At 72.8% G+C, this 23,249-nt stretch carries 18 protein-coding genes; 10 read left to right on the top strand and 8 right to left on the bottom strand.

Features of this window, described 5'->3' with window-relative positions; translation table 11 throughout:
* Window positions 1-124: 124 nt before the first annotated feature.
* Window positions 125-1,159, bottom strand: coding sequence for an SIS domain-containing protein (locus AB0G16_RS31915; protein ID WP_362813461.1), 1,035 nt, complete (start codon window positions 1,157-1,159; stop codon window positions 125-127).
* Between the two features lie 160 nt (window positions 1,160-1,319).
* On the opposite strand from AB0G16_RS31915, the gene AB0G16_RS31910 reads away from it, so the two are divergent.
* The 3 genes from AB0G16_RS31910 to AB0G16_RS31900 all read left to right on the top strand — a co-directional run bounded on the left by AB0G16_RS31910 (window position 1,320) and on the right by AB0G16_RS31900 (window position 4,685).
* Window positions 1,320-2,060, top strand: coding sequence for a GntR family transcriptional regulator (locus AB0G16_RS31910; protein ID WP_362813458.1), 741 nt, complete (start codon window positions 1,320-1,322; stop codon window positions 2,058-2,060).
* A gap of 123 nt (window positions 2,061-2,183) precedes the next feature.
* Complete coding sequence (locus AB0G16_RS31905; RefSeq protein WP_362813455.1) at window positions 2,184-3,740, top strand: PTS transporter subunit EIIC; 1,557 nt, start codon at window positions 2,184-2,186, stop codon at window positions 3,738-3,740.
* 237 nt (window positions 3,741-3,977) lie between these two features.
* Entirely contained in the window at window positions 3,978-4,685 is a 708-nt protein-coding gene (locus AB0G16_RS31900; RefSeq protein WP_362813453.1) for an Rv3235 family protein, read from the top strand.
* 72 nt (window positions 4,686-4,757) lie between these two features.
* On the opposite strand, the gene secA is transcribed toward AB0G16_RS31900, so the two are convergent.
* Entirely contained in the window at window positions 4,758-7,571 is a 2,814-nt protein-coding gene (secA, locus tag AB0G16_RS31895; RefSeq protein WP_362813450.1) for a preprotein translocase subunit SecA, read from the bottom strand.
* Between the two features lie 250 nt (window positions 7,572-7,821).
* On the opposite strand from secA, the gene AB0G16_RS31890 reads away from it, so the two are divergent.
* Complete coding sequence (locus tag AB0G16_RS31890; protein ID WP_362813447.1) at window positions 7,822-8,127, top strand: HGxxPAAW family protein; 306 nt, start codon at window positions 7,822-7,824, stop codon at window positions 8,125-8,127.
* Window positions 8,128-8,269: 142 nt separating this feature from the next.
* Window positions 8,270-9,472 carry a crosslink repair DNA glycosylase YcaQ family protein gene (locus tag AB0G16_RS31885; RefSeq protein ID WP_362813445.1) on the top strand — a complete coding sequence of 401 codons (1,203 nt, stop codon included), beginning with the start codon at window positions 8,270-8,272 and terminating at the stop codon, window positions 9,470-9,472.
* A 109-nt stretch (window positions 9,473-9,581) separates the two neighbouring features.
* Here AB0G16_RS31885 and AB0G16_RS31880 read toward each other — a convergent pair whose 3' ends face one another.
* The 6 genes from AB0G16_RS31880 to mtrA all read right to left on the bottom strand — a co-directional run bounded on the left by AB0G16_RS31880 (window position 9,582) and on the right by mtrA (window position 16,793).
* On the bottom strand, window positions 9,582-10,286 hold the full coding sequence (locus AB0G16_RS31880) for a response regulator transcription factor (protein ID WP_362813442.1): 705 nt from the start codon (window positions 10,284-10,286) through the stop codon (window positions 9,582-9,584).
* A gap of 94 nt (window positions 10,287-10,380) precedes the next feature.
* Entirely contained in the window at window positions 10,381-11,046 is a 666-nt protein-coding gene (gene raiA / locus AB0G16_RS31875; protein WP_362813439.1) for a ribosome-associated translation inhibitor RaiA, read from the bottom strand.
* A 530-nt stretch (window positions 11,047-11,576) separates the two neighbouring features.
* Entirely contained in the window at window positions 11,577-12,281 is a 705-nt protein-coding gene (locus AB0G16_RS31870; protein ID WP_362813436.1) for a phosphoribosyltransferase family protein, read from the bottom strand.
* A gap of 276 nt (window positions 12,282-12,557) precedes the next feature.
* A complete protein-coding gene (locus tag AB0G16_RS31865; RefSeq protein ID WP_362813431.1) occupies window positions 12,558-14,366 on the bottom strand; it encodes an LpqB family beta-propeller domain-containing protein in 1,809 nt (602 codons plus the stop codon).
* On the bottom strand, window positions 14,356-16,092 hold the full coding sequence (gene mtrB, locus AB0G16_RS31860; protein ID WP_362813428.1) for an MtrAB system histidine kinase MtrB: 1,737 nt from the start codon (window positions 16,090-16,092) through the stop codon (window positions 14,356-14,358). The genes AB0G16_RS31865 and mtrB overlap by 11 nt, the downstream gene beginning before the upstream one ends.
* A gap of 23 nt (window positions 16,093-16,115) precedes the next feature.
* The gene (mtrA, locus tag AB0G16_RS31855) at window positions 16,116-16,793 is read right to left on the bottom strand and encodes an MtrAB system response regulator MtrA (protein ID WP_030907316.1); all 678 of its coding nucleotides are present in this window, start codon (window positions 16,791-16,793) and stop codon (window positions 16,116-16,118) included.
* Between the two features lie 372 nt (window positions 16,794-17,165).
* Between mtrA and AB0G16_RS31850 the strand changes: the two genes are divergently transcribed.
* From AB0G16_RS31850 to AB0G16_RS31830, 5 genes are all read left to right on the top strand, one after another.
* A complete protein-coding gene (locus tag AB0G16_RS31850; protein WP_362813424.1) occupies window positions 17,166-18,635 on the top strand; it encodes a hypothetical protein in 1,470 nt (489 codons plus the stop codon).
* On the top strand, window positions 18,635-19,270 hold the full coding sequence (locus AB0G16_RS31845; protein ID WP_362813421.1) for a DUF4129 domain-containing protein: 636 nt from the start codon (window positions 18,635-18,637) through the stop codon (window positions 19,268-19,270). Before AB0G16_RS31850 ends, AB0G16_RS31845 begins: the two co-directional genes overlap by 1 nt.
* Window positions 19,267-20,511 carry a DUF4350 domain-containing protein gene (locus AB0G16_RS31840; RefSeq protein WP_362813418.1) on the top strand — a complete coding sequence of 415 codons (1,245 nt, stop codon included), beginning with the start codon at window positions 19,267-19,269 and terminating at the stop codon, window positions 20,509-20,511. Before AB0G16_RS31845 ends, AB0G16_RS31840 begins: the two co-directional genes overlap by 4 nt.
* 299 nt (window positions 20,512-20,810) lie before the next feature.
* Window positions 20,811-21,764, top strand: a complete 954-nt coding sequence (locus tag AB0G16_RS31835) for a MoxR family ATPase (RefSeq protein WP_362813507.1) — start codon at window positions 20,811-20,813, stop codon at window positions 21,762-21,764.
* 2 nt (window positions 21,765-21,766) lie between these two features.
* Complete coding sequence (locus AB0G16_RS31830) at window positions 21,767-23,134, top strand: DUF58 domain-containing protein (RefSeq protein ID WP_362813415.1); 1,368 nt, start codon at window positions 21,767-21,769, stop codon at window positions 23,132-23,134.
* Window positions 23,135-23,249 lie beyond the last annotated feature (115 nt).

Raw genomic sequence — 23,249 nt, 5'->3', positions numbered from 1 at the left:
CTGATGTCAGCCGATGCCGCGCGCCGCCCGTGTCCGTCGCGCTCCGCCGCGTCCGTCCTGCCGGCCGGCGTGGCCCGCTCGCTGTCAATCGGTGTCAATCGGTGTCAATCGGTGTCAGCCGGTGTCAGTCGGTCTGCGTCACCTTGTTGAGACCGCGCGGGGCGTCGGGGTCGATCCCCAGTCTCCGCGCCAGGGCCTCGGTGAGGAGCTGGCCCGGGACGATCAGGCCCATCGGGGCCACCCACTCGGGCAGGTCGGGGCCGTTCAGCGCGGCGGTGGCGACCGAGGAGAGCGCGGTGCCGCCGCCGACCGTGTACGCCGCGGCTCCGGCGCCGGTCACCCGCTCGGCGAGCGCGACCGTACCGGCCAGGGTCGGCCCGTCACCGGCCGCGACCAGCAGGGCCGGGGTGTCGGCGTCCACCACCGCGATCGGGCCGTGCAGCAGGTCGGCGTAGGACAGGCCCATGGCGTGCAGGTAGCACGCCTCCTTGAGCTTGAGCGCCAGCTCCAGCGCGGTGGAGAAGGCGAGCCCCCGGCCGGAGACCACCACGCCCGGCTTGTCGGCCAGGCCCTCGACGATCGCCTCCAGGTCCCCCGGATCGGTGACCAGCTTCTCCACCGCGTCCGGAACCCGGCGCAGGTCGTCGGGGTCGACGTCGGCGCCCAGGCCGAGGGCGAGCACGGCGAGCGCGGCCAGCGCGGTGGTGTACGTCTTGGTGGCCGGGACGGCCTTCTCCTCGCCCGCCACCGTGCACAGGGCGAGGTCGGCGGCCTGGGCGAGCGGGGTGCCCTCGCCGCCGTTGGTGATGGCCACCGTCCGGGCGCCGCAGTCCTTGGCCCAGGCCAGGGTCTCGACGATCTCCTCGGTACGGCCCGACTGCGACAGCGCGACGGCCAGCACGCCGTCCAGGTCCAGCCTGCGCCGGTAGGTGGTGGCGATCGAGGGGGCCGCCAGGGTGGAGAGCCTGCCCGTGTGCGTCTCGGCCAGGTATCGGCCGTAGACTGCGGCGTTGTCCGAGGTGCCGCGGGCGATGAACAGCAGCTGGCGGGTCTGCCCCGCGAGCCGCCCCACCTCCGCGGTCCTGGGGAGGAGGGCGTCGAGCGTGGCTCGCAACGCAGCGGGCTGCTCGGCGATCTCGCTGCGCATCTTGGTCGTCATCTCGAGCTCATCCTTCGGTTCGGACGGACGAGATCGGGCCGTTATCGATCCGTCGCCGGTCCGCACGTTGACACCCTTTTCCGGCCTGTGGTCTAGTCCGGACTAGACCAGTACGAACCATAACTCATCAGGCATCTCAGATCGAGAGGGGAGGAATCTCATGGCCCACATCGATCCGGACAGCCCGGTCCCCAAGTACTTCCAGCTACGGGAGATCCTGCTCGACCTGATCGAGAACCACGAGCTGGCCATCGGCACGGCGATCCCGTCCGAACGCGAGCTCTGCCAGCGCTTCGGGCTCTCCCGGATGACCGTGCGGCAGGCCGTCGACCACCTGGTCTCCGAGGGCAGGCTCCAGCGGGTCGCCGGCAAGGGCACCTTCGTGGCCCGCCCCAAGATCGAGATGTCCCTGCGGCTCACCTCCTTCAGCGACGAGATGCGCGCCCGCGGCATGGAGCCCGGCTCCCGCGACCTGGACCGCCGGGTGGTCAGGGCCAGTGCCCACCTGGCCAGGGAGCTCGGTATCAGGCCGGGTGACGAGGTGCACTTCATCGAGCGGCTGCGGACCGCGGCCGACGAGCCCATGTGCATCGAGCGGGCCCACATCCCCGTCTCCCTCGCGCCCGACCTGGACACCCACGACCTGACCGGCCGTTCCCTGTACGCCCTGCTGGAGACCCGCTACGGCCTGGTGCTGGACGCCGGCGAGCTGACCATCGACGGCGGGATCGCCGACCCCGGGGACGCGGACCTGCTGAAGCTGCCGCGCGGCGGGGCCGTGCTGCTGCTCCAGCGGCGCTCGTTCGCCGGGGGCGTCTGCGCCGAACTCGGCGTCTCCACCTATCGCGCCGACCGCTACCAGCTCCGTACCATCCTGGAGACACCGGCCCGTCGCGGCTGACCCCGCGAGGAGCGGGCCGCCCGCACCGGACGGCCCGCCACGGACGGCCCACCACGGTTGGCCCGCCACGGTTGGCCCGCTCCCACCGACCTTCTTCCTTCCAGCCCCTGGAGGAAAACTCGCATGAGTCCCCCTCCGGCGGACGCGGGACCATCCGCCTCCCCCCCGGCCGGGTCCGCCGCGGGCAACCGTTCGGCCGGGTCCGCCGCGGGCAACCGTTCGGCCGGGTCCGCCGTGATGAGCGTGCTCCAGCGCCTTGGACGTTCCCTGATGCTGCCGATCGCGGTCCTGCCGGCGGCGGGCCTGCTGCTGCGGCTCGGGCAGGACGACCTCCTCGGCCGGACCGACGAGGCGCTGCTCGACGACGTGGCCCGCGTCGTCGGCACCGCGGGCGGCGCCCTCTTCGACAACCTGCCCGTGCTGTTCGCGATCGGCGTCGCCATCGGGTTCGCCCGTAAGGCCGACGGTTCCACCGCGCTGGCCGCGCTCGTCGGCTACCTGGTCTTCCACGCCGTCAGCATGAACATGTTCTTCATCCTCTTCGACGCCGACATGCGGGAGTCCATCACCCTTGAGGTGTTCGACAGGAGCACCCCCGGCGTCCCGGACGTGGTGCTCGACCTCGGCGCGCAGAACCCGACCCGGGTCCTCGGCGGCATCGTCATGGGCCTGGTGTCGGCACTGCTCTGGCAGCGCTACCACCGCACCCGGCTGCCCACCTGGCTGGCCTTCTTCGGCGGACGCCGCCTGGTACCGATCCTGACCGCCTTCGCCGGGCTGGTGATCGGCGTGGTCCTCGGGGCCGTCTGGCCCGTGCTCGGCGGCTGGGTCCGCGCCTGCGGTACCTGGCTCGCCTCCAACAGCGAGCTCGGCGCCGGGATCTACGGCATGGTCAACCGCACCCTGCTCCCGCTCGGCATGCACCACATCGTCAACAACGTGATCTGGACGCAGGTCCCCGAGTGCGTGGTCGACGGCAAGAGGCTCGCCGGGGACCTGATCTGTTTCAACAACGGCGCCGTCGGCCACGGCGGCTTCGAGGCCGGTTTCTACCCGGTCCTGATGTTCGGGCTGCCCGCCGCCGCGCTCGCCATCTGGCGGGCCGCGCCGCCGCACCGGCGCACCGCCGTCGGCTCGATCATGATCTCCGCGGCGCTCACCGCGTTCCTCACCGGGATCACCGAACCCATCGAGTTCGCCTTCGTCTTCGTCGCGCCGGTCCTGTTCGTGATCCACATCGTGCTGACCGGGATCTCGCTGGCCCTGGCCTCCGCCCTGGGCGCCAAGCTAGCCTTCAGCTTCTCCTCCGGGCTGATCGACCTGGTCCTGTACGGGACGGCGCCCAACGCCCGGGGGATACCGATCATCATCGTGATGGGGCTGGCCTACGCGGTGATCTACTACACCCTGTTCAGTTTCCTGATCAGGAGGCTGAACATCATGACCCCGGGCCGGGAGCCGGAACCGGACGTCGACTCGGACGAATCCCCCGCAACCGAGCCCCCAACAGCAGAGCCCCCCACGGCCGGGCACACCGCACCGGTCGAACCCGCCCTCCCGGCCGGGCCCACGCCACCGGCCGGGCCCGCCAGAGCCGCCAAGCCCGCCGAACCCATCGGTTCCGGCGGGGCGGTGGCGTCTCCCGCGCCCGGCGGACCCGTCGAGCCCGCCGGGCCCTGACGACCCCCCGGGACGGTTCCGGCCGTCCGCCTGCGATCACCGACCGGACCGGAACCCGCTGGTGGGAGCGACCGACCACCCCAACCCGTGGTCACCTTCCTCGCCGACCAGGACGAAACCACCGGGATCTCACGGAAGTTGGCGGACGGCGTATCTGGGCGGCGGGCCGGAACCTCCTTGATGTGTACGTCTCACCGCCCATGAGCCGCCCATGAGCCGACCATCACGGAGTCGCCCATGTCCCCCCTTCGACGCCCGCCGGCGCTCCCCCGCCTCGCGCGTTCCCCCGCCGCCGAACCGCCCTACGACGACGACCGCACCGGAGGGGACGGCTCGGCCGCACCGCCGTACGTGCAGGGAACCCTCGCCCTCGTCCTCGGCCCCGAGGAGCGGGAGCCGCCGTCCCCGGCACGCAGGCCCGGCCTGAGCCGGCGCCCCGCCCCCAAGACCCCGGCCCCTCCGGCCCCTCCGGCCACGAGACCACCCGGCCCGCCGCCCACGAGACCCTCGGGCGCTCCGGGGGCGAGGCCGTCGGGCTTCCCGGCCACGAGGCCGCCGGAGCCCGCAGCCACGAGACCCCCGGGGCCGGCGGACGCGGGACCACCGGGCTCCTCGGGCGCGAGACCGCCGGACGGGACCCCCGACGGGCGGTGGCTGCGCGCCCTCGTCCAGGCCGTCGCCGAGATCCTGGCCGGCAGGCGTCCCCCGGCGACCGTCTCGGCCCATCTGACCACCAGGGCCCAGGCCCAGCTCGCCGGGAGCGGGAGGGCGATGCGGTGCACCCGTCCTCCCCGGGCGGGCAGGGTGCACGTCTCCCGGCCGGAGGACGGGGTGGTGGAGATGTGCGCCGTGGTCGACTGCGGCGAGCGCTCGCGCGTGCTGGCCCTGAGGCTGGAACGCAGGGGCGTGCGATGGCTGTGCGTCGCGGTCGAGACGACCCCCTGACGCCGTTCCGCGGCCCGGGTCCGTGACATGCCGGAGGGCCCGCACGCGACGTGCGGGCCCTCCGGTCGGCGATCAGGCCTGGACGTGCTTGGGGTCGCCGTGGCAGCGCTTGTACTTCTTGCCCGAACCGCAGGGGCACGGGGCGTTGCGCTCGACGTTGCCGTACGCGTCACGCTGGGCCTTGGTGCTGACCCGCGTGTGCTCGGCCTCGCCGCTCTCGCCCGGAGCCGTGTACTCCAGCTCGGTGGGGCGCTCCGGGCCGCGCAGGCCGCGGGCGATGATCGAGCGGGCCTCCGCGACCGCCGCGTCCTCGGAGGGGTCGGCCTCCTCGACGATCGGGTTGCTCTGCACCTCGACCTCGAGGTTGAACAGGTAGCCGACCGACTCCTCCTTGATGCCTTCGAGCATCTGGGTGAACATCTCGAAGCCCTCGCGCTGGTACTCGATCAGCGGGTCACGCTGAGCCATCGCGCGCAGGCCGATGCCCTCCTGGAGGTAGTCCATCTCGTACAGGTGCTCGCGCCACTTGCGGTCGAGGACCGACAGGATGACGCGGCGCTCCAGGACCCGCATGCCCTCCGGGTCCATGGCCTGCGTGTTGATCTGCTCTTCGCGACGGTCGTAGGCGGCCATCGCGTCGGCCTTCACCCGCTCCTCCAGGAGCTTGGCGGTGAGCTCCTCGCGGCTCCCGGCCTCCTCGACGATCTCGTCGATCGTGATGCCGATCGGGTAGAGCTGGCCGAGCGCCTTCCACAGCTTGTCGAGGTCCCACTCCTCGGCGAAGCCCTCCGAGGTGGCCGCCGTGACGTACTCGTCGATCACGTCGTTGACGAAGCCGCGGATCTGGTCGCGCAGGTCGGCGCCCTCGAGGACCCGGTGGCGCTCGGCGTAGATCACCTTGCGCTGCCGGTTCATCACCTCGTCGTACTTCAGGACGTTCTTGCGGATCTCGAAGTTCTGCTGCTCGACCTGGTGCTGGGCCGAGGCGATGGCCTTGGAGACGATGTTCGACTCGATCGGCACGTCGTCCGGGATGTTGAGGCGCGTCATGATCATCTCGACCCTGGCCGAGTTGAACAGCCGCATCAGGTCGTCCTCCAGCGAGAGGTAGAAGCGCGACTCGCCGGGGTCGCCCTGACGGCCGGAACGACCGCGGAGCTGGTTGTCGATACGCCGCGACTCGTGCCGCTCGGTGCCCAGGACGTAGAGGCCGCCGAGCTCGGTGACCTCGTCGTGCTCGGCCTGGACGGCCTCCCTGGCCTTGTCCAGCGCCTCGCCCCAGGCCTTGTCGTACTCCTCCGGGGTCTCGACCGGGTCGAGGCCGCGGGCGCGCAGCTCCAGGTCGGCGCGGAAGTCGGGGTTGCCGCCGAGCATGATGTCGGTGCCACGACCGGCCATGTTGGTGGCCACGGTGACGGCGTGCTTGCGGCCCGCCTCGGCGATGATCGCCGCCTCACGCGCGTGGTTCTTGGCGTTGAGCACCTCGTGCTTGACGCCCCGGCGCTTGAGCTCCTTGGCCAGCCGCTCGGACTTGGCGACGCTGGTGGTGCCGACCAGGACGGGCTGGCCCCGGTCGTAGCGCTCCTTGATGTCCTCGACCGCGGCCAGGAACTTGGCGTCCTCGGTCTTGTAGACCACGTCGGCCTGGTCCTTGCGGATCATCGGCTTGTTCGTGGGGATCGGGACGACACCGAGCTTGTAGGTCTGGTGGAACTCGTTGGCCTCGGTCGCCGCGGTTCCGGTCATGCCCGACAGCGTCTCGTAGAGGCGGAAGTAGTTCTGCAGCGTGATCGTGGCGAGGGTCTGGTTCTCGTCCTTGATCTTCACGCCTTCCTTCGCCTCGATGGCCTGGTGCATGCCCTCGTTGTAGCGGCGGCCGTGCAGGACTCGACCGGTGAACTCGTCGACGATCAGGACCTCGCCGTCGACGACGATGTAGTCCTTGTCCTTCTTGTAGAGCTCCTTGGCCTTCAGCGCGTTGTTCAGGAAGCCGACCAGGTGGGTGTGCTCGGGCTTGTAGAGGTTCTCGATGCCGAGCCAGTCCTCGACCTTCTCCACGCCGGACTCGAAGATGCCCACGGTGCGCTTCTTCTCGTCGACGGCGTAGTCGCCGGTGTTCTCCTCGCCGTCCTTGCCCTCGGTGCCCCTGCGGAGCCGGGGAACGATCTTGGCGAACTCCGAGTACCACTTGCCGGACTGCTCGCCGGGGCCGGAGATGATCAGCGGCGTCCTGGCCTCGTCGATGAGGATCGAGTCGACCTCGTCGACCACGGCGAAGTGGTGGCCGCGCTGCACGCACTCGTCGAGCGACCACGCCATGTTGTCGCGCAGGTAGTCGAAGCCGAACTCGTTGTTCGTGCCGTACGTGATGTCCGCGTTGTACTGCTTGCGGCGCTCGTCGGCGGGCATGTTCGCCAGGATCACGCCCACTTCGAGGCCCAGGAAGCGGTGGATGCGGCCCATCTCGTCGCCGTCGCGCTTGGCCAGGTAGTCGTTGACCGTGATGACGTGGACGCCCTTGCCCGACAGGGCGTTGAGGTAGGTGGGCAGCGTACAGGTGAGGGTCTTGCCCTCACCGGTGCGCATCTCCGCGATGTTCCCCATGTGCAGGTTGGCCCCGCCCATGATCTGCACGTCGAAGTGGCGCTTGCCCAGCACCCGCCGGGAGGCCTCGCGAACGGTGGCGAAGGCCTCGGGAAGCAGGTCGTCGAGGCTCTCGCCGTCGGCGTAACGCTTCTTGTAGTCGTCGGTGAGCGCGCGAAGCTCGGCGTCGGTCAGGCTCGTGAAGTCGTCTTCGATGGAGTTGACCTGGTCGGCGATCCGCTTGAGCTTACGCAGAAGCTTGCCTTCGCCGGCGCGAAGAATTCTATCGAGAAAGGCTGGCACTTTAGGTAAAGCTCCTCGCAGGTCTTCCGCGGCCGGACCGGCCCGGCTGAGGACGAGACATGGTTCTCCGCTGCCATCGTAGGCGGTTCTGCCACCAGACACAGCCACCCTCAAAGACGCTCTTGTGGCCCATGGAGTTCCTTGCCCGCTTCTTTGAGAGAGTACGACCAGCTTTAAAGGGTATGTCGGAGTTTGTCACTTCCGCGAGGATTGATCTACGGACATGTCGCCGCACCCGGAAGGAGCAGCCGTGACGGCGGAAGAGCATCCCAGGGCCACCGAGGAGAAGCACCCCAGGACGCGGGAGACGCCCGAGGGCGGTCACGGGGGCAGGGCGTCGTCCTGGCTCGCGGTGACCGTCGTCCTGCTCGGCTTCGCGATCGCGGGAATCGCCCTGTGTCTCGGCCCGAACTGGCCCGTCCTGTGGATGGGCGTGGGTGTCTGCGCGATGGGCGGGGTACTGACGCTCGTCTTCAACGTCTTCTCCGACGTCGTCGTGGACGCCCCGCGCACGAACACCGGCGAGGACCGGCGCGGCGAGAGCGTCCTGGACTGAACCCGGCGCTCGGCCCGGCACGCGACCCGGGGTGGGCCGGCGCGTGCCGGTGGCGACGCCCGGCTGACACCGGCATAGCGTTTTCGTCGGTGTGAGGCGTTAGCCTCGGCCGTACGAACGTGTTGTCTCCCCTGGGGCGGTCATGAAGCTCTCCCTCTCCCCCGACGAGGCCCGCCGGGTCATCCTGCACGCCCAGGGGTTCCTGGGCGCGCGGGCCCGGCGCGGCGGCGTCCCCGCGACCCTGCGCCGGCTCGGGGCCGTCCAGCTCGACACGATCTCCGTGCTGGCCCGCTCCCACGAGCTGGTGGCCTACGCCCGCCTGGGCGCCGTGGGCCGGGCCGCGGTGGAGCGGGCCTACTGGGACGAGCCCGCCCGCGCCTTCGAGTACTGGTGTCACGCCGCGTGCGTCCTGCCGATCGGCGACTGGCCGCTGTACGCCTTCCGCCGGAGGTACTTCAAGGCCAGGAGGTTCCGCTGGCACGAGGTGCCCGACAGCGTCGACAAGGTGCTGCACCTGGTCCGCGAGAACGGCCCGCTCACCACCGCCGACATCGGCGGCGCCAAGAAGGGCGGCCCCTGGTGGGACTGGTCGGACTCCAAGATCGCCATTGAGTGGCTGCTCGACACCGGCGAGGTCGTCTGCACGCGCCGGGTGGGCTGGCGCCGCGTCTACGACCTGGCCGAGCGGGCGGTCCCGGCGGACCTGCTGGCCGAGGACCTCTCCGACGCCGAGTGCGTCACCCGCCTGGCCGGGACGGCCGGGCGGGCGCTCGGGGTGGCCACCCGCGCCGACCTCGTCGACTTCCTGCGCCTGAAGGCGCCCGAGGCGCTCCTGCTGGACCGGTGCCTGGCCGAGGGGACCTCCGGGCTGGTGCCGGTCCGCGTCCCCGGGTGGCCGGAGCGGGCCGCCGACGCCTGGGCCGACCCCGCCGCGCTGGAGGCCGCGCCCTCCGGCCGCCACCGCACGACCCTGCTCTCCCCGTTCGACTCCCTGGTCTGGGACCGCGCCCGCACCGCGCGGGTGTTCGGTTTCAACCACCGCCTGGAGGCGTACGTGCCGAAGGAGAAGCGCGTCCACGGCTACTTCACGATGCCGCTCCTGGCCGGAGGCCGCCTGATCGGCCGGGTCGACCCGGCACGGGAGGGCTCGGAGCTGGTGGCCCGCCAGGTGAGCCTGGAGGCGGGCGTCACCCCCGCCAGGGGCGCGGCACCGCTGGCGGCGGCGCTCAGGGAGGCGGCCGGATGGGTCGGCTGCCAGACCGTCCGCGTCGACCGGGTGGACCCCCTGCTGGCCGGGCCTCTCCGGGAGGCCCTGAGCCAGGACGCCGAGGTCCGGGCACCCTGACGGCGGCCGGAGCGGCCGGGGCCGGCCCCGGCGGGGAGACCCGCGGGGCGGAGCCGGAGACGGAACCGGCGGGCCGGGCGCGAAGCGCGCCCGGCCCGCCGGCGGTGGATCAGGTGATCTCCAGCATCCGCTCGCGGACCGCGTAGACCACCGCCTCCATCCTGGAGTGGAGCTGGAGCTTGTCCAGGATGTTCCGGACGTGGTTCTTCACGGTGTTCTCCGAGATGAACAGCTGCTTGGCGATCTCTCGGTTGTTCATCCCCTTGGCGACCAGGCGGAGGACCTCCATCTCCCGCTCGGTCAGGCGCGGCACGGGGAGCTGCGGAGGCCGCTCGGCCTCCTTGCGGCTCATGTTGGCGAACTCGCTGATGAGTTTGGCGGCCATCGCCGGATTGATCAGCGACTGTCCCTCGTGGACGCCGCGCACGGCCTCCGGGACCTCGTCGAGCTGGACGTTCTTCAGCAGGTAGCCGGTGGCGCCCGCCTTGATCGCCTCGAAGAGGTCCTCCTCCTCGTCGCTGACCGTCAACATGATGATCCGCGTGCTCGGCACCGAGGCCTTGATCTCGCGTGTGGCCTCGATGCCGCTCCTCCGTGGCATCCGGACGTCCATGAGCATGACGTCCGGGGTGAGGCGGTCGGCGAGCTCGACGGCCTCCTGACCGTCGCTGGCCTCACCGACCACCTCTATGTCCGTCTCGGCGGCCAGCGCCATCTCCAGGCTGCGCCGGATCAGCGCGTGATCGTCAACGATCAGCACGCGGATCGGTTCGCCGCGCCCGGTCGCGCCGGTCGCGTCGTCGGGTTCCGTCACGCCTCCTCCTCGGGGGGCCAGAGCCGGTGGACCGCCATGATGACACGGGTTTCATGGTCCTCGGTTGGTCGGAGAGGATCTTCGAACGCGTTCGTCAGGGTTCGACGAGCCGCAGTACGCCGTAGTTGTACCCCTGGCGGAGGTACACGACGCTGGGCTGCCCGCTCTCCTTGTCACGGAAGAGATAGAAGTCGTGCCCGACCAGCTCCATCTCGAGAAGCGCCTGGTCGATCGTCATCGGCTCGGCCTGGTGGGACTTCTCGCGGACGATCAGCGGCCCGTCGCCGTCCATCTCGATCGGGATGAGCGACTCATCTTCGGGGAGATCGTCCTTTTTGTCCGTCTCCACCTCGGCCGGAGGCTGCTGCGTGAGCACCGAGCCGGAGTCGCTCTCCAGCGACTCCGCCAGCGCGCCGGCCGTCAGCTCGGCGACCGACGGAGGGCAGTGGTTGCCGTGGTGGATCTTCCGGCGGTCGGCCAGGCGCCGCAGCCGTCCTTCGAGTTTTCCGAGTGCTATGTCAAGGGCGGCGAAGCGATCGTCGGCGGAAGCCTCCGCGCGGACCGCCGGACCACGTGAGTGGATGGTGAGTTCGACACGTTCCCGCTGGTCGACGATGCGCGGATTACGTTCCTTGGACACCTCCACGTCAACGCGAATGAGCTTGTGGTCCAAACGCTCGATCCTGGCCAGCTTGGTGTTCACGTGGTCACGGAATCGGTCACTCACTCCGGTGTGCCGACCCTTGACGATGATCTCCATGCACAGCCCCCCTTCGAACCTCGACGGTGGTATTGCGACACCCGCTCGGCCGACCTGGTCTTCGTCCCCACATCCGCCTGCTGAGGGTTTCGCAGCTCTTTGCCACTACATGCCCTTCTCTCCTGGCAAGGAACATCTGGCTCCCTGGGAAGGCAGGACTTACCTCTAAGCCGCACCGTGATCGATCGACGAGAAGTCGTCTTACGTGGACCGTTTCGCCTGCGGCTGGCATCGGCTAGCCGGGCCGGCCTCATTCCTGAGGTCGGTCCGGTGCAACCACGGACCCGAGCGGGTGCCATGGCTCAGACGCTATCCGTATCCAGGCCGAATGTCACCGCGACGGCCGATCGAGGGATCACTTTGCGTGATCCGCGGCCCGGCGACGGCCTTCGCGGGCCGTCGCCGGCCGGGACGGCCGGGCGGCGGGGCGGGAGCCGGGCCCGCCGTTGATCAGCGCCGACGGGACGAACGGGTGGGGTGGGTGTGACCGGAGACGGCCACCGGGCGAGAAGGCTCCGGCGGGGGACGTCTCACCCTCCGTCACGATCTTCGGATCGTGTCCTCCGGCGTGTCGCGGCGACCGTGGCGGCCAGCGAGGGGGTCACGCCCACCTGCCGCAGCGCCCTGGCCGCCTCGGCGAGCGTCGCCCCGGTGGTGACGACGTCGTCGACCAGCACGATCGCCTCCGTGCCGCCCCAGGAGCGCGGCACGGGCGCGTTGCGGCCGACCGCGACCGTGAAGGCCGAGGAGAGGTTCGCGGCCCGCTGGAGGGAGCTCAGCCCCGCCTGGTCGGCGACCCGGCGGCGCTGGGCGAGCACCCGCGCCACGGTGGCCGGCCAGCCGGCCTCGCGGAGGTAACCGGCCGCGAGCTCGGCGAGCCGGGCCACCGGGTCGTGCCCGCGGCGCCGCAGGGCCGGGCGGGCGCTGGGCACCGGCACCAGCAGCACCGGTCGCTCGCCCGCCGCGGTGGCGACGGCCAGGGCCAGCGCCCCGGCCAGGGGCGGGGCCAGCGCGGTGCGCCCGCGCTCCTTGTAGGCGATGATCGCCCGCCGCACGGCGGGGGTGTATTCGGCCGCCGACCAGCATTCGGGCAGGCCGGGCGGGGCGGGGTCGGGGGTGCGGCGGGCGGGCTCCCCGTGCAGCTCCGCCGCGCAACGGGGGCAGACGAGGGCGCCCGGCGCGTCGCATCCGGCGCAGCGGGGCGGCAGGATCAGGTCGAGCATGGCGGTCGTCACACACCCACCGTGCCATACCGCACCGACAAAAAGCCCAGCCCAGGGCACCGGCGGGGAGCCGGGACGCGCCGTCGCCCGCCTCCCGGCGACGGCCCCCGGTCCCGGCCCCCGGTCCCGGCCCCCGATCATGTCCCCGGCGACGGGGTGCCCGGCGGCGCCCGGCCCCGGGAGGAGACCGGGAGGACCGGTCCGGGAGAAGACCGGGAAGGCCGGGAGGACCGGTCCGGGGGAAGACCGGCCCGGGGGCCGGGAGGGCCGGCCCGGGGAAGGGCGAGGTCAGCCCAGGGGGAAGGCCGGGAAGGAGGGACCGTTCTCCACGAAGTCGGCCGTGCCGTTCTCGTGCTTGACCAGCGCCTCCCACTTGCTGGAGGTCCAGTAGAAGATCTGCCGGCCGCCCTGCTCGTCGCTGCTCCCGGCCAGCAGCCTGCCGTCCAGGGCGGCGATGCTCTCGATCCGCGAGCCGGTGCCCAGCGACGCGGGCTCGGCGGCGACCGAGGCCTCCAGGAGCTCGGACCTGTCGGTGAGCGCGTAGAGGGTCTTGCCGTCGTTCCAGGTGATGTCCTTGATCTTCCGGCCGTTCTCGCTGTCCACCACGGTCTGCAGGTTGGTGATGCGGGTGCGTTCCCTCTCGCCGACCACGGTGCCGACCCGGACCTGCTCGCCCAGCCCGTCCCTGACGATCACCGCGACGTGCACCCCGTCCCGCGCGACCTTGAGCGACTTGACGTAGGCCGTCTCCAGGTCGGGGGCCGTCACCCGGTAGTGCCGTTTGCCGTCGCCGTCGTAGCGGGTCAGGACCGAGGTGTGGTCGTTGGGCCGGTCCACCGCCCAGAGCGTGCCGTAGCGGTCCCAGGAGGGCGGGGCCAGCGACTCCCCGGTGGCCCACACCCGCCACTCGCCCCCCGCGGCGAGCGGTGCGACCGACAGGCTCCTGCGGTCCGCGGAGCGCTGCGCCACCTGCCGGGCGCTCTGCCCGCTGATCGCCGGCGGGTCGAGGCCGAGCCGCTTCTGCCCGGCCCTGCCCGGTACGGGCTGCCCGGTGTTCTCCTTGCCCAGCAGCCGCAGGCCGTCGCCCGCCAGGTAGTAGGGGTCGACGGCGCCGGGGGCCAGCCAGGGGTCGAAGCTCGACTGTTTCTGAGCGTCGACGCGCAGCGGCGCGTCCGGGTGGTAGGACTCGCCGTTCACCTTCACCTCGAAGCCCCAGCCCCCCTTGGTGAGCGCGGACAGCGTCGCGGCGAGCTGGGCCGACATCGGGTCGACCAGGTCGGCGGCCACCCTGCCGTCGAGATCGACCACGACCCGGTTGTTCTCGGTGGTGACGTCGATGAGCCCGATGCCGGTGAAGGCGGTGCGCACCGCGTCCGCCAGGGAACTGCTCGGCCCCCGCAGCAGGCGCTCGACCGTCGTCTTGGCGAAGTTGGCCCCGGGGTCGATCGGCACCCTGACCTGGTCGACCACCAGCGCCTCGCGCCGGGCGTCGAGGAAGTACAGGTCCACCGGCGGGTAGCCGCGGGCGACGTCGGCCTCGGACAGCAGCAGCCCGTCCGGGGCCGTGCTGATGCGCCACTCCCCGTCGGCCTGCCTGGCGAGCGTGAACGGCTGGTTCAGCGGGCCGCCGCTCGGGCGGTAGCGGCCGTCCGGGTCGATGACCGCGATCTTGGTGCCCTTGAGCGTGACCTGGGCCTGCCTGTCCTCGGCGCCGATCGGCGCGAACTTGTCGTACGCGCCCTGCCGGTAGACCGTGACGCCGCTGCGCGGGTTCCACTTGGCGGCGAAGTCGGCGGCGAGGTACTGGCGGGCGATCCGGAAGTCGGAGTCGTCCAGGCTCGCCATGGCGGCGCGGAACCCGGTGACCACCTCCTCGGGGGACCAGCCCGCCTTCGGCGGCATGGCGACGACCCGCGCGTACGGATCGCCCAGCGGGCTGCCCTTGCTCTCGTCGTCGACGGACATGACGGATCTGCCGCCGGTGGGGATGACCGAGCAGGAGGTGGTCCCCGCCAGCAGGGCAAGGCTCAGCGCCAGGGCGGGGAGCACCTCCCCGGCCCGGCGCGCGTGGCGCCGCGGGCCGCCTCTAGTCGGCATCCCGCCCCCCGTCGGCCGCCGCCGGCGAGAGCACCGGCGTCATCTGACCACGCCAGGTACGGCGCATCTCCACCTCCGGCGGGACCAGCGGCAGCGGCGAGCCCCGGAGCACCGCCCCGGCCACCCGGGGCAGGGAGAGCCGGAACTGCGAGCCCTCCCCGTGCGCGCCCCACGCCTGCAGCCAGCCGCCGTGCAGGATCGCGTCCTCGCGGGAGATGGCCAGGCCCAGGCCCGTGCCGCCGATGGTGCGCGCCCGGGACGGGTCGGCCCGCCAGAACCGGTCGAAGACCATGTTCTCCTCGCCGGCCTTCAGCCCCACCCCGTGGTCGCGTACGGCCACCGCCACCGCGTCCCTGTCGGCGGCGACAGAGACCACGACGTCGCGGCCCTCGCCGTGCTCGATCGCGTTGAACAGCAGGTTGCGCAGGATCCGCTCGACCCTGCGGCTGTCCATCTCCGCCATGCAGGGCTCGCCGGGAAGGCGCAGGTCGAAGCGGGTGGAGTGGCGCTCGGCCAGCGCCTCGGAGTCGGCCACGGCGCGCAGCACCACGTCCCTGACGTCGACGGAGTCGACGTCGAGGTCGGCCGCGCCCGCGTCGTAGCGGCTGATCTCCAGCAGGTCGGCGAGCATCTCCTCGAACCGGTTGAGCTGGTTCTGCATCAGCTCGGCCGACCGGGCGGCCATGGGGTCGAAGTCCTCGCGGGCGTCGAAGAGCAGGTCGGCGGCCATCCGCACGGTGGTCAGCGGGGTGCGCAGCTCGTGCGATACGTCCGAGACGAACTGCCGCTGGACCTGGGAGAGCTCCTCCAACTGGTGGATCTTGAGGGCCAGGTTCGCGGCCATCTCGTTGAAGGAGGCGGCCAGCCGGGCCAGGTCGTCCTCGCCGCGGACCTTCAGGCGCTCGTCCAGGCGGCCCGCGGCCAGCCGCTCGGCGGCCTGCCTGGCCAGCCGGACCGGTGTGACGACCTGCCGGGTGACCAGCGAGGCGATCGCGGCCAGCAGCAGCACGAGCCCCGCCCCGACCAGGACGAGCATCCGCTGCACCGAGGCGAGGATCAGCTCCTCCCGCTCCAGCGGGACCAGGTGGTAGATCTCGTACGAGGAGTCCAGGGCGGTGCCCGAGGTGTCCAGGCGGGTGCCGATGACGATGCCGGGGACGGTCTTCTGCCCCACGTAGTGCAGCGGGGTGTACCAGGTGCTCTCCTCGCCGGGCTCCTTCTTGAACAGCTCCTCGCGCTGCCTGGCCGGGATGCTGCGCGGGTCGATGTCCGTGGTCCCGTAGAACTCCCCCGGCCGCGTCTCGTTGCGGATGATCACCGAGTAGCGGCTGGCGGACCCGGCGCGGCGGGCCAGCGCGGCGGTGGCCTGGCCGAGCGGGGTGTCGCCCGCCCCCGGGAGGACCTGGCCGGCGTCGGCGGGCTGCTTGGCGGCCTCGGCGGCCGGCTGGCTGAGGTAGCCCAGCACCGCGTTCCTGTCGGCCTGCGCCTCGCTCTTGGCGGCGCGCTCCCTGTTCTCCAGGGTGGCGCTGACGATCTGCTGCATCAGGAAGACGCCGAGCACGGCGACGACCACGATGGAGATGACCATCGTGCTGGTGACCACGCGCAACTGGAGCGAGCGCCAGAAGATCCGGCGCACCCGCCCGGCCGCGCGCCGGGTACGCCGCCGCACACCCCGCAGCAGCTGGCGCGGGGTGCGACGGCGTCTCTTGGGTGCGGAAGGCATCTCGGGTCCGGGGGGAGCCGTGGCTAGGCCGGTCCGGCCTTGTACCCGACCCCTCGGACCGTCACCACGATCTCGGGGTGCTCGGGGTCTTTCTCGATCTTGGCCCGGAGCCGCTGGACGTGCACGTTGACCAGGCGGGTGTCGGCCGCGTGACGGTACCCCCAGACCTGCTCGAGCAGGACCTCGCGGGTGAAGACCTGACGCGGCTTGCGGGCCAGGGCGACCAGCAGGTCGAACTCCAGCGGGGTGAGGTTGATGGTCTCCTCCTCCCGCTTGACCGAGTGCCCGGCGACGTCGATCGTGATGTCGCCGATCTGCAGGATCTCCGGCGTGGGCTCGTCGGTGCGGCGCAACCGGGCGCGCACCCGGGCGACGAGCTCCTTGGGCTTGAAGGGCTTGACGATGTAGTCGTCGGCCCCCGACTCCAGCCCGAGGACCACGTCGATGGTGTCGCTCTTGGCCGTCAGCATGACGATCGGCACCCCCGACTCGGCCCGGATGCGCCGGCAGACGTCGATGCCGTCGGCACCGGGCAGCATCAGGTCGAGCAGGACCAGGTCCGGCCGGGTGTCGCGGAACGCGTCGAGCGCCTTGTCCCCGTCGGAGACGAAGGAAGGCTCGAAACCCTCCCCGCGCAGCACGATCCCGAGCATCTCGGCGAGAGCCGCGTCGTCGTCGACGACCAGCACGCGTCCTTTCATGGCCCCTCATTCGGTTTACGCAGTTCGGGAGTAATGGGATAAACCGCTCGGTGGTCGAAGATTACCCTCGTCCGCCTACCAGATGACACCGGTCGACGACCGGGCGTCCGAATGACGAATTTTAGGCGTACACGACGTGGAGCGCGCAGTGATGCCCCCGCACGGCCGTCTCCGGCCCCGGCGACTGCGGACACCGGGCGGTGATGACCACGGTCCCAGTCTGCGGTAAACGACGGCGTCTCGGCCATCTCTCGGTCATCTCCGTCGATCTCCGGGACGGAAAGGGCCGCCCGGGGGCGGTCTTGCGGGGTGGAAGGGCGCCGGGATCACCCGATCACCCCGACCGGTGTGTCCACATGCCAGGATTGGGATATGTCAGACGGTCACGGCCCCGCTCCCGGCGGACCGGGTTCCCCGGGTTCCCCGGATTCCCCGGATGCTCCGGGCGCTTCCGGGGCTCCGGGGCATCCGGGCGCTTCCGGGGCACCCTCGGGCTGGGCGTCCCACCGCCCACCGCCCTACGGCGGCACCCCGGAGTCCCAGGGAATCCCGGGAGCCCCGGGAGGCCCGGGAGGCCCCGGAGCCCAGGGGGCGCCGTGGGCCACACCCGGCAGGGGTCCCGGCGTCCCCGGTGTCCCCGGTGTCCCCGGTGTCCCCGGTGTCCCCGGCGTCTTCGCGGTCCCGCTCGCCGAGCCCGGGCCGCAGGCCACCCCGGGCCCCTGGCCGCCGTACGACGAGGTAGCGCCCCCGCAGGGCCCCCACGGGACGCCGGCGCACGGCGCGCGGACGCCTCCCCCGGCGACGCCTCAGGGGATCATCCCGCTGCGCCCGCTCGGCCTGGGCGACATCCTGGACGGCGCGACCAAGCTGATCCGCTCCAACCGCAGAAGCGTCCTGGGCCTGTCCGCGGTCGCCGCCACGCTGACGGCCCTCGCGCAGGTGGTCTTCCTGGGCACGATCGACCTGCCCGACCTGAGCCAGGGCCCCTCGGGCAACACGACAATCACCTCCTTGGACGAGCCCGCCGCCCCGGGGTTCGGCTCCCTGATCGGCGACACCCTCCTCTCCTACGGGGTGGAGTTCGTCGTGATCACGCTGCTGACCGGCATGCTGACCGCCATCCTGGGCCGCGCGGTCTTCGGCGGCACGATGACGGCGGGCGAGGCCTGGGCGCGGACCCGCGGCCGGGTGCCCACCCTGTTCGGGCTGGTCCTCGTCATCCTCCTCCTCGTGCTCGTCCCGCTGTTCCTGATCCTGGGGCTCCTCGCCGTGCTCGGCGCGGCCGGGGCCGGGGAGGTGGTGACGACGCTCGTGAGCGTGCTGGCAGCGCTGGCCTTCCTGGCCGGTCTCGCCTTCCTCACCACACGGCTGGCGCTGGCCCCGTCCGTCGCGGTGCTGGAGCGGCTCGGGGTCGCCGGCTCGCTGCGCAGATCCTGGCAACTGGTCTCGGGCGGCTTCTGGCGGACCCTCGGCATCCTGCTCCTCACCCAGTTCATCGCCTTCCTCGTCGGCCAGGTGCTGGGCCTGCCCTTCGTGCTCGCCGGGACCCTCGTCGGCACGCTGGGCGACTTCCCCGCCTCGCAGATCACCGCGACCGTGCTCATCACGGTGGGCGTCACCGTGGGCGCGACGATCGCCCAGCCCCTGCGGGCCGGGGTCAACGGCCTGCTGTACGCGGACCGGCGGATGCGCGCCGAGGCGTTCGACCTGGTGCTGCAGACCGAGACGCTCGAACAACGGCGGCAGGGCCGGGCGCAGGTCCCGGTCGACGACCTGTGGGCCCCCTCCGTCACCCCCGGCGTGTTCGCCGGGCAGGGGCGTCCGGACCGGGGAGCCTCGTGATGGCGCTCCTGACCTCACCGATCGGCATCGACCGCGAGGAGGCCCGCCGCCGGGCCGTCGGGGAACTCCTCGAACCCGGGTACGCCAGGGAGTCCCTGTTCGACCGCTTCTGGCGGTGGACGGACCAGTTCCTCGGCGACCTGCTCGACCAGGAGTCCATCGGCGTCGTCGGCAGCGTGGCCGCGCGGGTCGCCCTCGTCGTGATCGTGGTCTGCGTCGTCGTCGCCCTGCTCCTGGTCGCCCGCAGGACGGCCGGGAGGGGCACCGCGCGGGCGAAGGGGGTCTTCGGCGAGCGCCGTCTCACCGCCGCCGAGCACCGCGAGGCCGCCGAGCGGCTGGCGGAGCAGGGCAGGTGGGCCGAGGCGATCCGCGAACGGCTCCGGGCCGTCGCCCGTGACCTGGAGGACCGTGTGATCGTCGACGTCGTCCCGGGCCGTACCGCCGGGGAGCTGGCGGCCGAGGCCGGGCGCGCGCTGCCCGCCCTGGCCGCCGAGCTGGCCGTGGCGGCCAGGGTGTTCGACGACGTGACCTACGGCGAGGTGCCCGGCACGCCCGAGGCGTACGGGATCATGCGCGATCTCGACGAGCGCCTGCGCGCGGCCCGCCCGGCGCCCGCCGGCCAGGCGGCGCCGTGAGCCCGTCCGCGCCCGGCCGGGCGCAGGCTCCCGGCACGCCCCCCTCCCCCGCGCTCGCGGCGCCCCCGCCCCCCGCGGCACGCGCGGCCGTCACCGGGACCTCCGTCTCCCCGACCGCGGCCGGCCTCTGGCGCGGCGGCAGGAGCGTCCTGCTGGTGACGGTCATGATGGTCGCCGGCGCCCTGGCCGCCGTGCTGCTGGGCGGGCAGGGCCAGACCGGAAGACCCCTCGACCCCGCCGACACCTCGCTGTCGGGCGGCAAGGGCCTGGCCCGGCTGGTACAGGCCCGTGGCGTACGGGTGGCGCGGGTCACCTCGGTCGCCGAGGCCGCCTCGCTGTCCGACCGGGCGGGCCCGGCGGGCAGCACGCTGCTGGTGAGCTCCGGCTTCCCGCTCACGGCCGACGAGGCCGAGCGGCTCGCCACGACGCCCTCCGACCTGCTGCTGGCCGGGGTGCGCTCTCGTCTGCGGCTGCTGGCCCCGGGCGTGGGCCCGGACGGTGAGGCGCGGGCACGCTCCCGCGAACCCGCGTGCGACCTGCCGGCCGCGGCGCGGGCGGGCAGCGCCCACCTCGGCGGCGTGACCCTCACCCTCCCCACCGGCGCCGTCGGCTGCTACCCCTCGGCCCGGAAACCCACCCTGGTCTCCCTGACGGCCGGGAACAGGACCGTCACCGTGACCGGCGACGACGACTTCATGACCAACCTGCGGCTCGCCGAGGACGGCAACGCCGCTCTGGCGATGAACCTCGCCGGCGCCAGGCCCACCCTGATCTGGCTGACGACACCCGAGAGCGGGCCCCGGGCGGCCGGGGCGCCGGGGTTCTACGACCTGGTTCCCGACGGGGTCAAGTGGGCCGTGGCGCAGGTGCTCGTCGCGGTGCTGCTGCTCGCGCTGTGGCGGGGCCGCAGGCTGGGCCCGGTGGTGGCCGAGCGGCTGCCCGTCGTGGTCAGGGCGGCCGAGACCGTCGAGGGACGTGCCAGGCTGTACCGGGCGAGGCGCGCCAGGGACCGGGCCGCCGCGGCGTTGCGCGCGGGCTTCGTCGACCGGGTCACCCCCCGGCTCGGACTGCCCTACGGGGCGGGGGCCGACGCCGTGGTGAACGCGATCGCCGAGCGGACCGGCCAGGCCGCGCCGCGCGTCGGCGCCGCCCTGTACGGGCCGCCGCCGGTCGACGAGGCCGGGCTGGTGGCCCTGGCCGCATACATGGACTTCGTGGAAAGGCAGGTCGGAAAGTCGTGACCACACCACCGGGGAACGGCGATCTCGCCGCAGGGGTCTCCTCTCCCGCCGGGACCGAGCCGGGCACGCCCGGGACGCCGAACGGCCCCAACGCGCCGGGAACACCGAACGGTCCCGGAGCACCGGGAACGCCGGACGGTCCCGGAGCACCGGCGACGTCCGAGACCCGAAGGACCTACGGGGCCCCCGGGCCTTCCGGACCTCATGGGCCCTCCGGTCCTTCCGGGCCTTCCGGAGTGCCCGGGACGTGGGGCGCGCCGAACGTCCCGAACGTCCCGGCCGTCCCGGCCGCGGGCGAGGTGCCCGGCGCGGACGCCGCGCGGCAGGCGCTGGCGGCCCTCAGGACGGAGGTCTCCAAGGCGGTCGTCGGCCAGGACGCCGTGGTCACCGGCCTGGTGATCGCGCTGCTCTGCCGGGGGCACGTCCTGCTCGAAGGGGTGCCGGGCGTCGCCAAGACCCTGCTGGTCAGGACGCTGGCCGCGGCGCTCTCGCTCGACTTCAAGCGGGTGCAGTTCACCCCCGACCTGATGCCCGGCGACATCACGGGCTCGCTGATCTACGACGCGAAGACCTCGGAGTTCGAGTTCCGCGAGGGACCGGTCTTCACCAACCTCATGCTCGCCGACGAGATCAACCGCACGCCCCCGAAGACGCAGGCCGCGCTGCTGGAGGCGATGGAGGAGCGGCAGGTCAGCGTGGAGGGGGACGCGCGCGCCCTGCCCGACCCGTTCATCGTGGCCGCCACCCAGAACCCCGTGGAGTACGAGGGCACCTACCAGCTCCCCGAGGCGCAGCTCGACCGGTTCCTGCTCAAGCTGACCGTCCCGCTGCCGCCTCGCGACCAGGAGATCGCGGTGCTGGAGCGGCACGCGCTCGGCTTCGACCCGCGCGACCTGTCGCACGTCCGGGCCGTGGCCGGCGCCGCCGACCTCGCCGCCGGGCGCGCCGCGGCCGGCCGGGTGCACACGAGCCCCGAGGTGCTCGGCTACATCGTGGACGTCGTCAGGGCCACCCGCCAGTCGCCCGCGCTCCGGCTCGGCGTCTCACCGCGTGGCGCCACCGCGCTGCTGGCCGCGTCCCGGGCGTGGGCCTGGCTGTCCGGCCGCGGTTACGTGACGCCCGACGACGTCAAGGCGCTGGCCAGGCCCGTGATGCGGCACCGGATCCAGTTGCGGCCCGAGGCCGAGCTGGAGGGCGCGAGCGCCGACGGCCTCATCGACGCCATCCTCGCCTCCGTCCCCGTGCCCCGCTGACCATGGCGCTGACGGGACGGGCCGCCCTGCTGGCCCTGGTGGGCACCCTGGCCGTGCTGTTCGCCCCCCGGCCGGGCCTGGCGATGGCGGCGGTGGCGCTGCTGATCGCGGCGCTGGTCGTGGCCGACCTGCTGCTGGCCGGGGGCGTACGCTCGCTGCGCTTCACCCGTGCGGGCGAGCGGCTGGTCCGGCTCGGCGAGTCGGTCACGGTGGAGCTGATCGTGGAGAACCCCGGCCCCCGCAGGGCGCGCGGCGTGCTCAGGGACGCCTGGCCCCCCTCGGCGGGGGCCGCGCCGAGGCACCTGCCGCTGGACGTGCCCCCGGGCGAGCGCCGCCGCCTGGTCACCACGCTCACCCCCACCCGCAGGGGCGACCGCGAGGCGGTCACGGTGACCGTGCGGACGCTGGGCCCGCTGGGCGTCGCGGCGCGTCAGGGCTCGCACCGGGTGCCCTGGTCGGTCCGGGTGCTGCCGCCCTTCCTCAGCCGCAAGCACCTGCCCGCCAAGCTGTCCAGGCTCAGGGAGCTGGAGGGGCAGCACCCCTCGATGGTCCGCGGGCAGGGCACCGAGTTCGACTCGCTGCGGGAGTACGTGGCCGGCGACGACGTCCGCTCGATCGACTGGCGGGCCACCGCGCGCCGCGACGACGTCGTGGTGCGCACCTGGCGGCCCGAACGCGACCGGCGGGTGCTGATCGTGCTGGACACCGGCCGTACCTCCGCGGGACGGGTGGGCATCGCCCCGGTCCCCACGGCCGGCGCCGAGCCCCCCTCGACCGGCCGGGCCGGCGAGCCGCGGGTCGTGCCCGGCTGGCCCCGCCTGGACTGGTCGATGGACGCGGCGCTGCTGCTGGCCGCGCTGGCCTCCCGGGCCGGCGACCGGGTCGACCTCATGGCGCACGACCGTGCCGTACGGGCCTGGGTGTCCGGCACGGGGCGCACGGAGCTGCTCTCCTCGCTGGTGACCACCATGGCCCCGATCGAGGCCGAGCTGGTCGAGGCCGACTCGGCCGGGATGGTCGCGGCCGTCCTGTCGCGGGCCAGGCGGCGTTGCCTGGTGGTGGTGCTGACCGACCTCAACCCGGCGGCGCTGGAGGAGGGCCTGCTCCCGGTGCTGCCACGGCTCTCCTCGCGGCACCTGGTGCTCCTGGCCGCGGTCTCGGACCCCCAGGTGGCGGAGATGGCGGCCGGGCGCGGCACCTCCGAGCTGGTCTACGGCGCCGCGGCGGCCGAGCACCTGGCCGCGGGACGGCGCAGGATCACCGCCCTGCTCCGCGCGCAGGGCGTGGAGGTGGTGGACGCCGCCCCCGACCGGCTCGCCCCGGCCCTGGCCGACGCCTACCTGGCGCTGAAGGCGGCCGGACGGCTCTGAGGGCGAGCCCTCGCGAACCCGCCGGGCGCGGGGGACGCGGGGGACGTGGGGGACGTGGGGGACGCGGACGTCCGGGACCCCCGCCGGGCGCGGTGGCGCGGACGCGCAGGTCCCG

Origin of the sequence: Streptosporangium sp. NPDC023615 (assembly GCF_040640155.1) — a bacterium.
Lineage (GTDB): Bacteria > Actinomycetota > Actinomycetes > Streptosporangiales > Streptosporangiaceae > Streptosporangium.
Note: the sequence above shows the minus strand (reverse complement) of the source record. Positions and strands in the feature narration are given on the sequence as shown.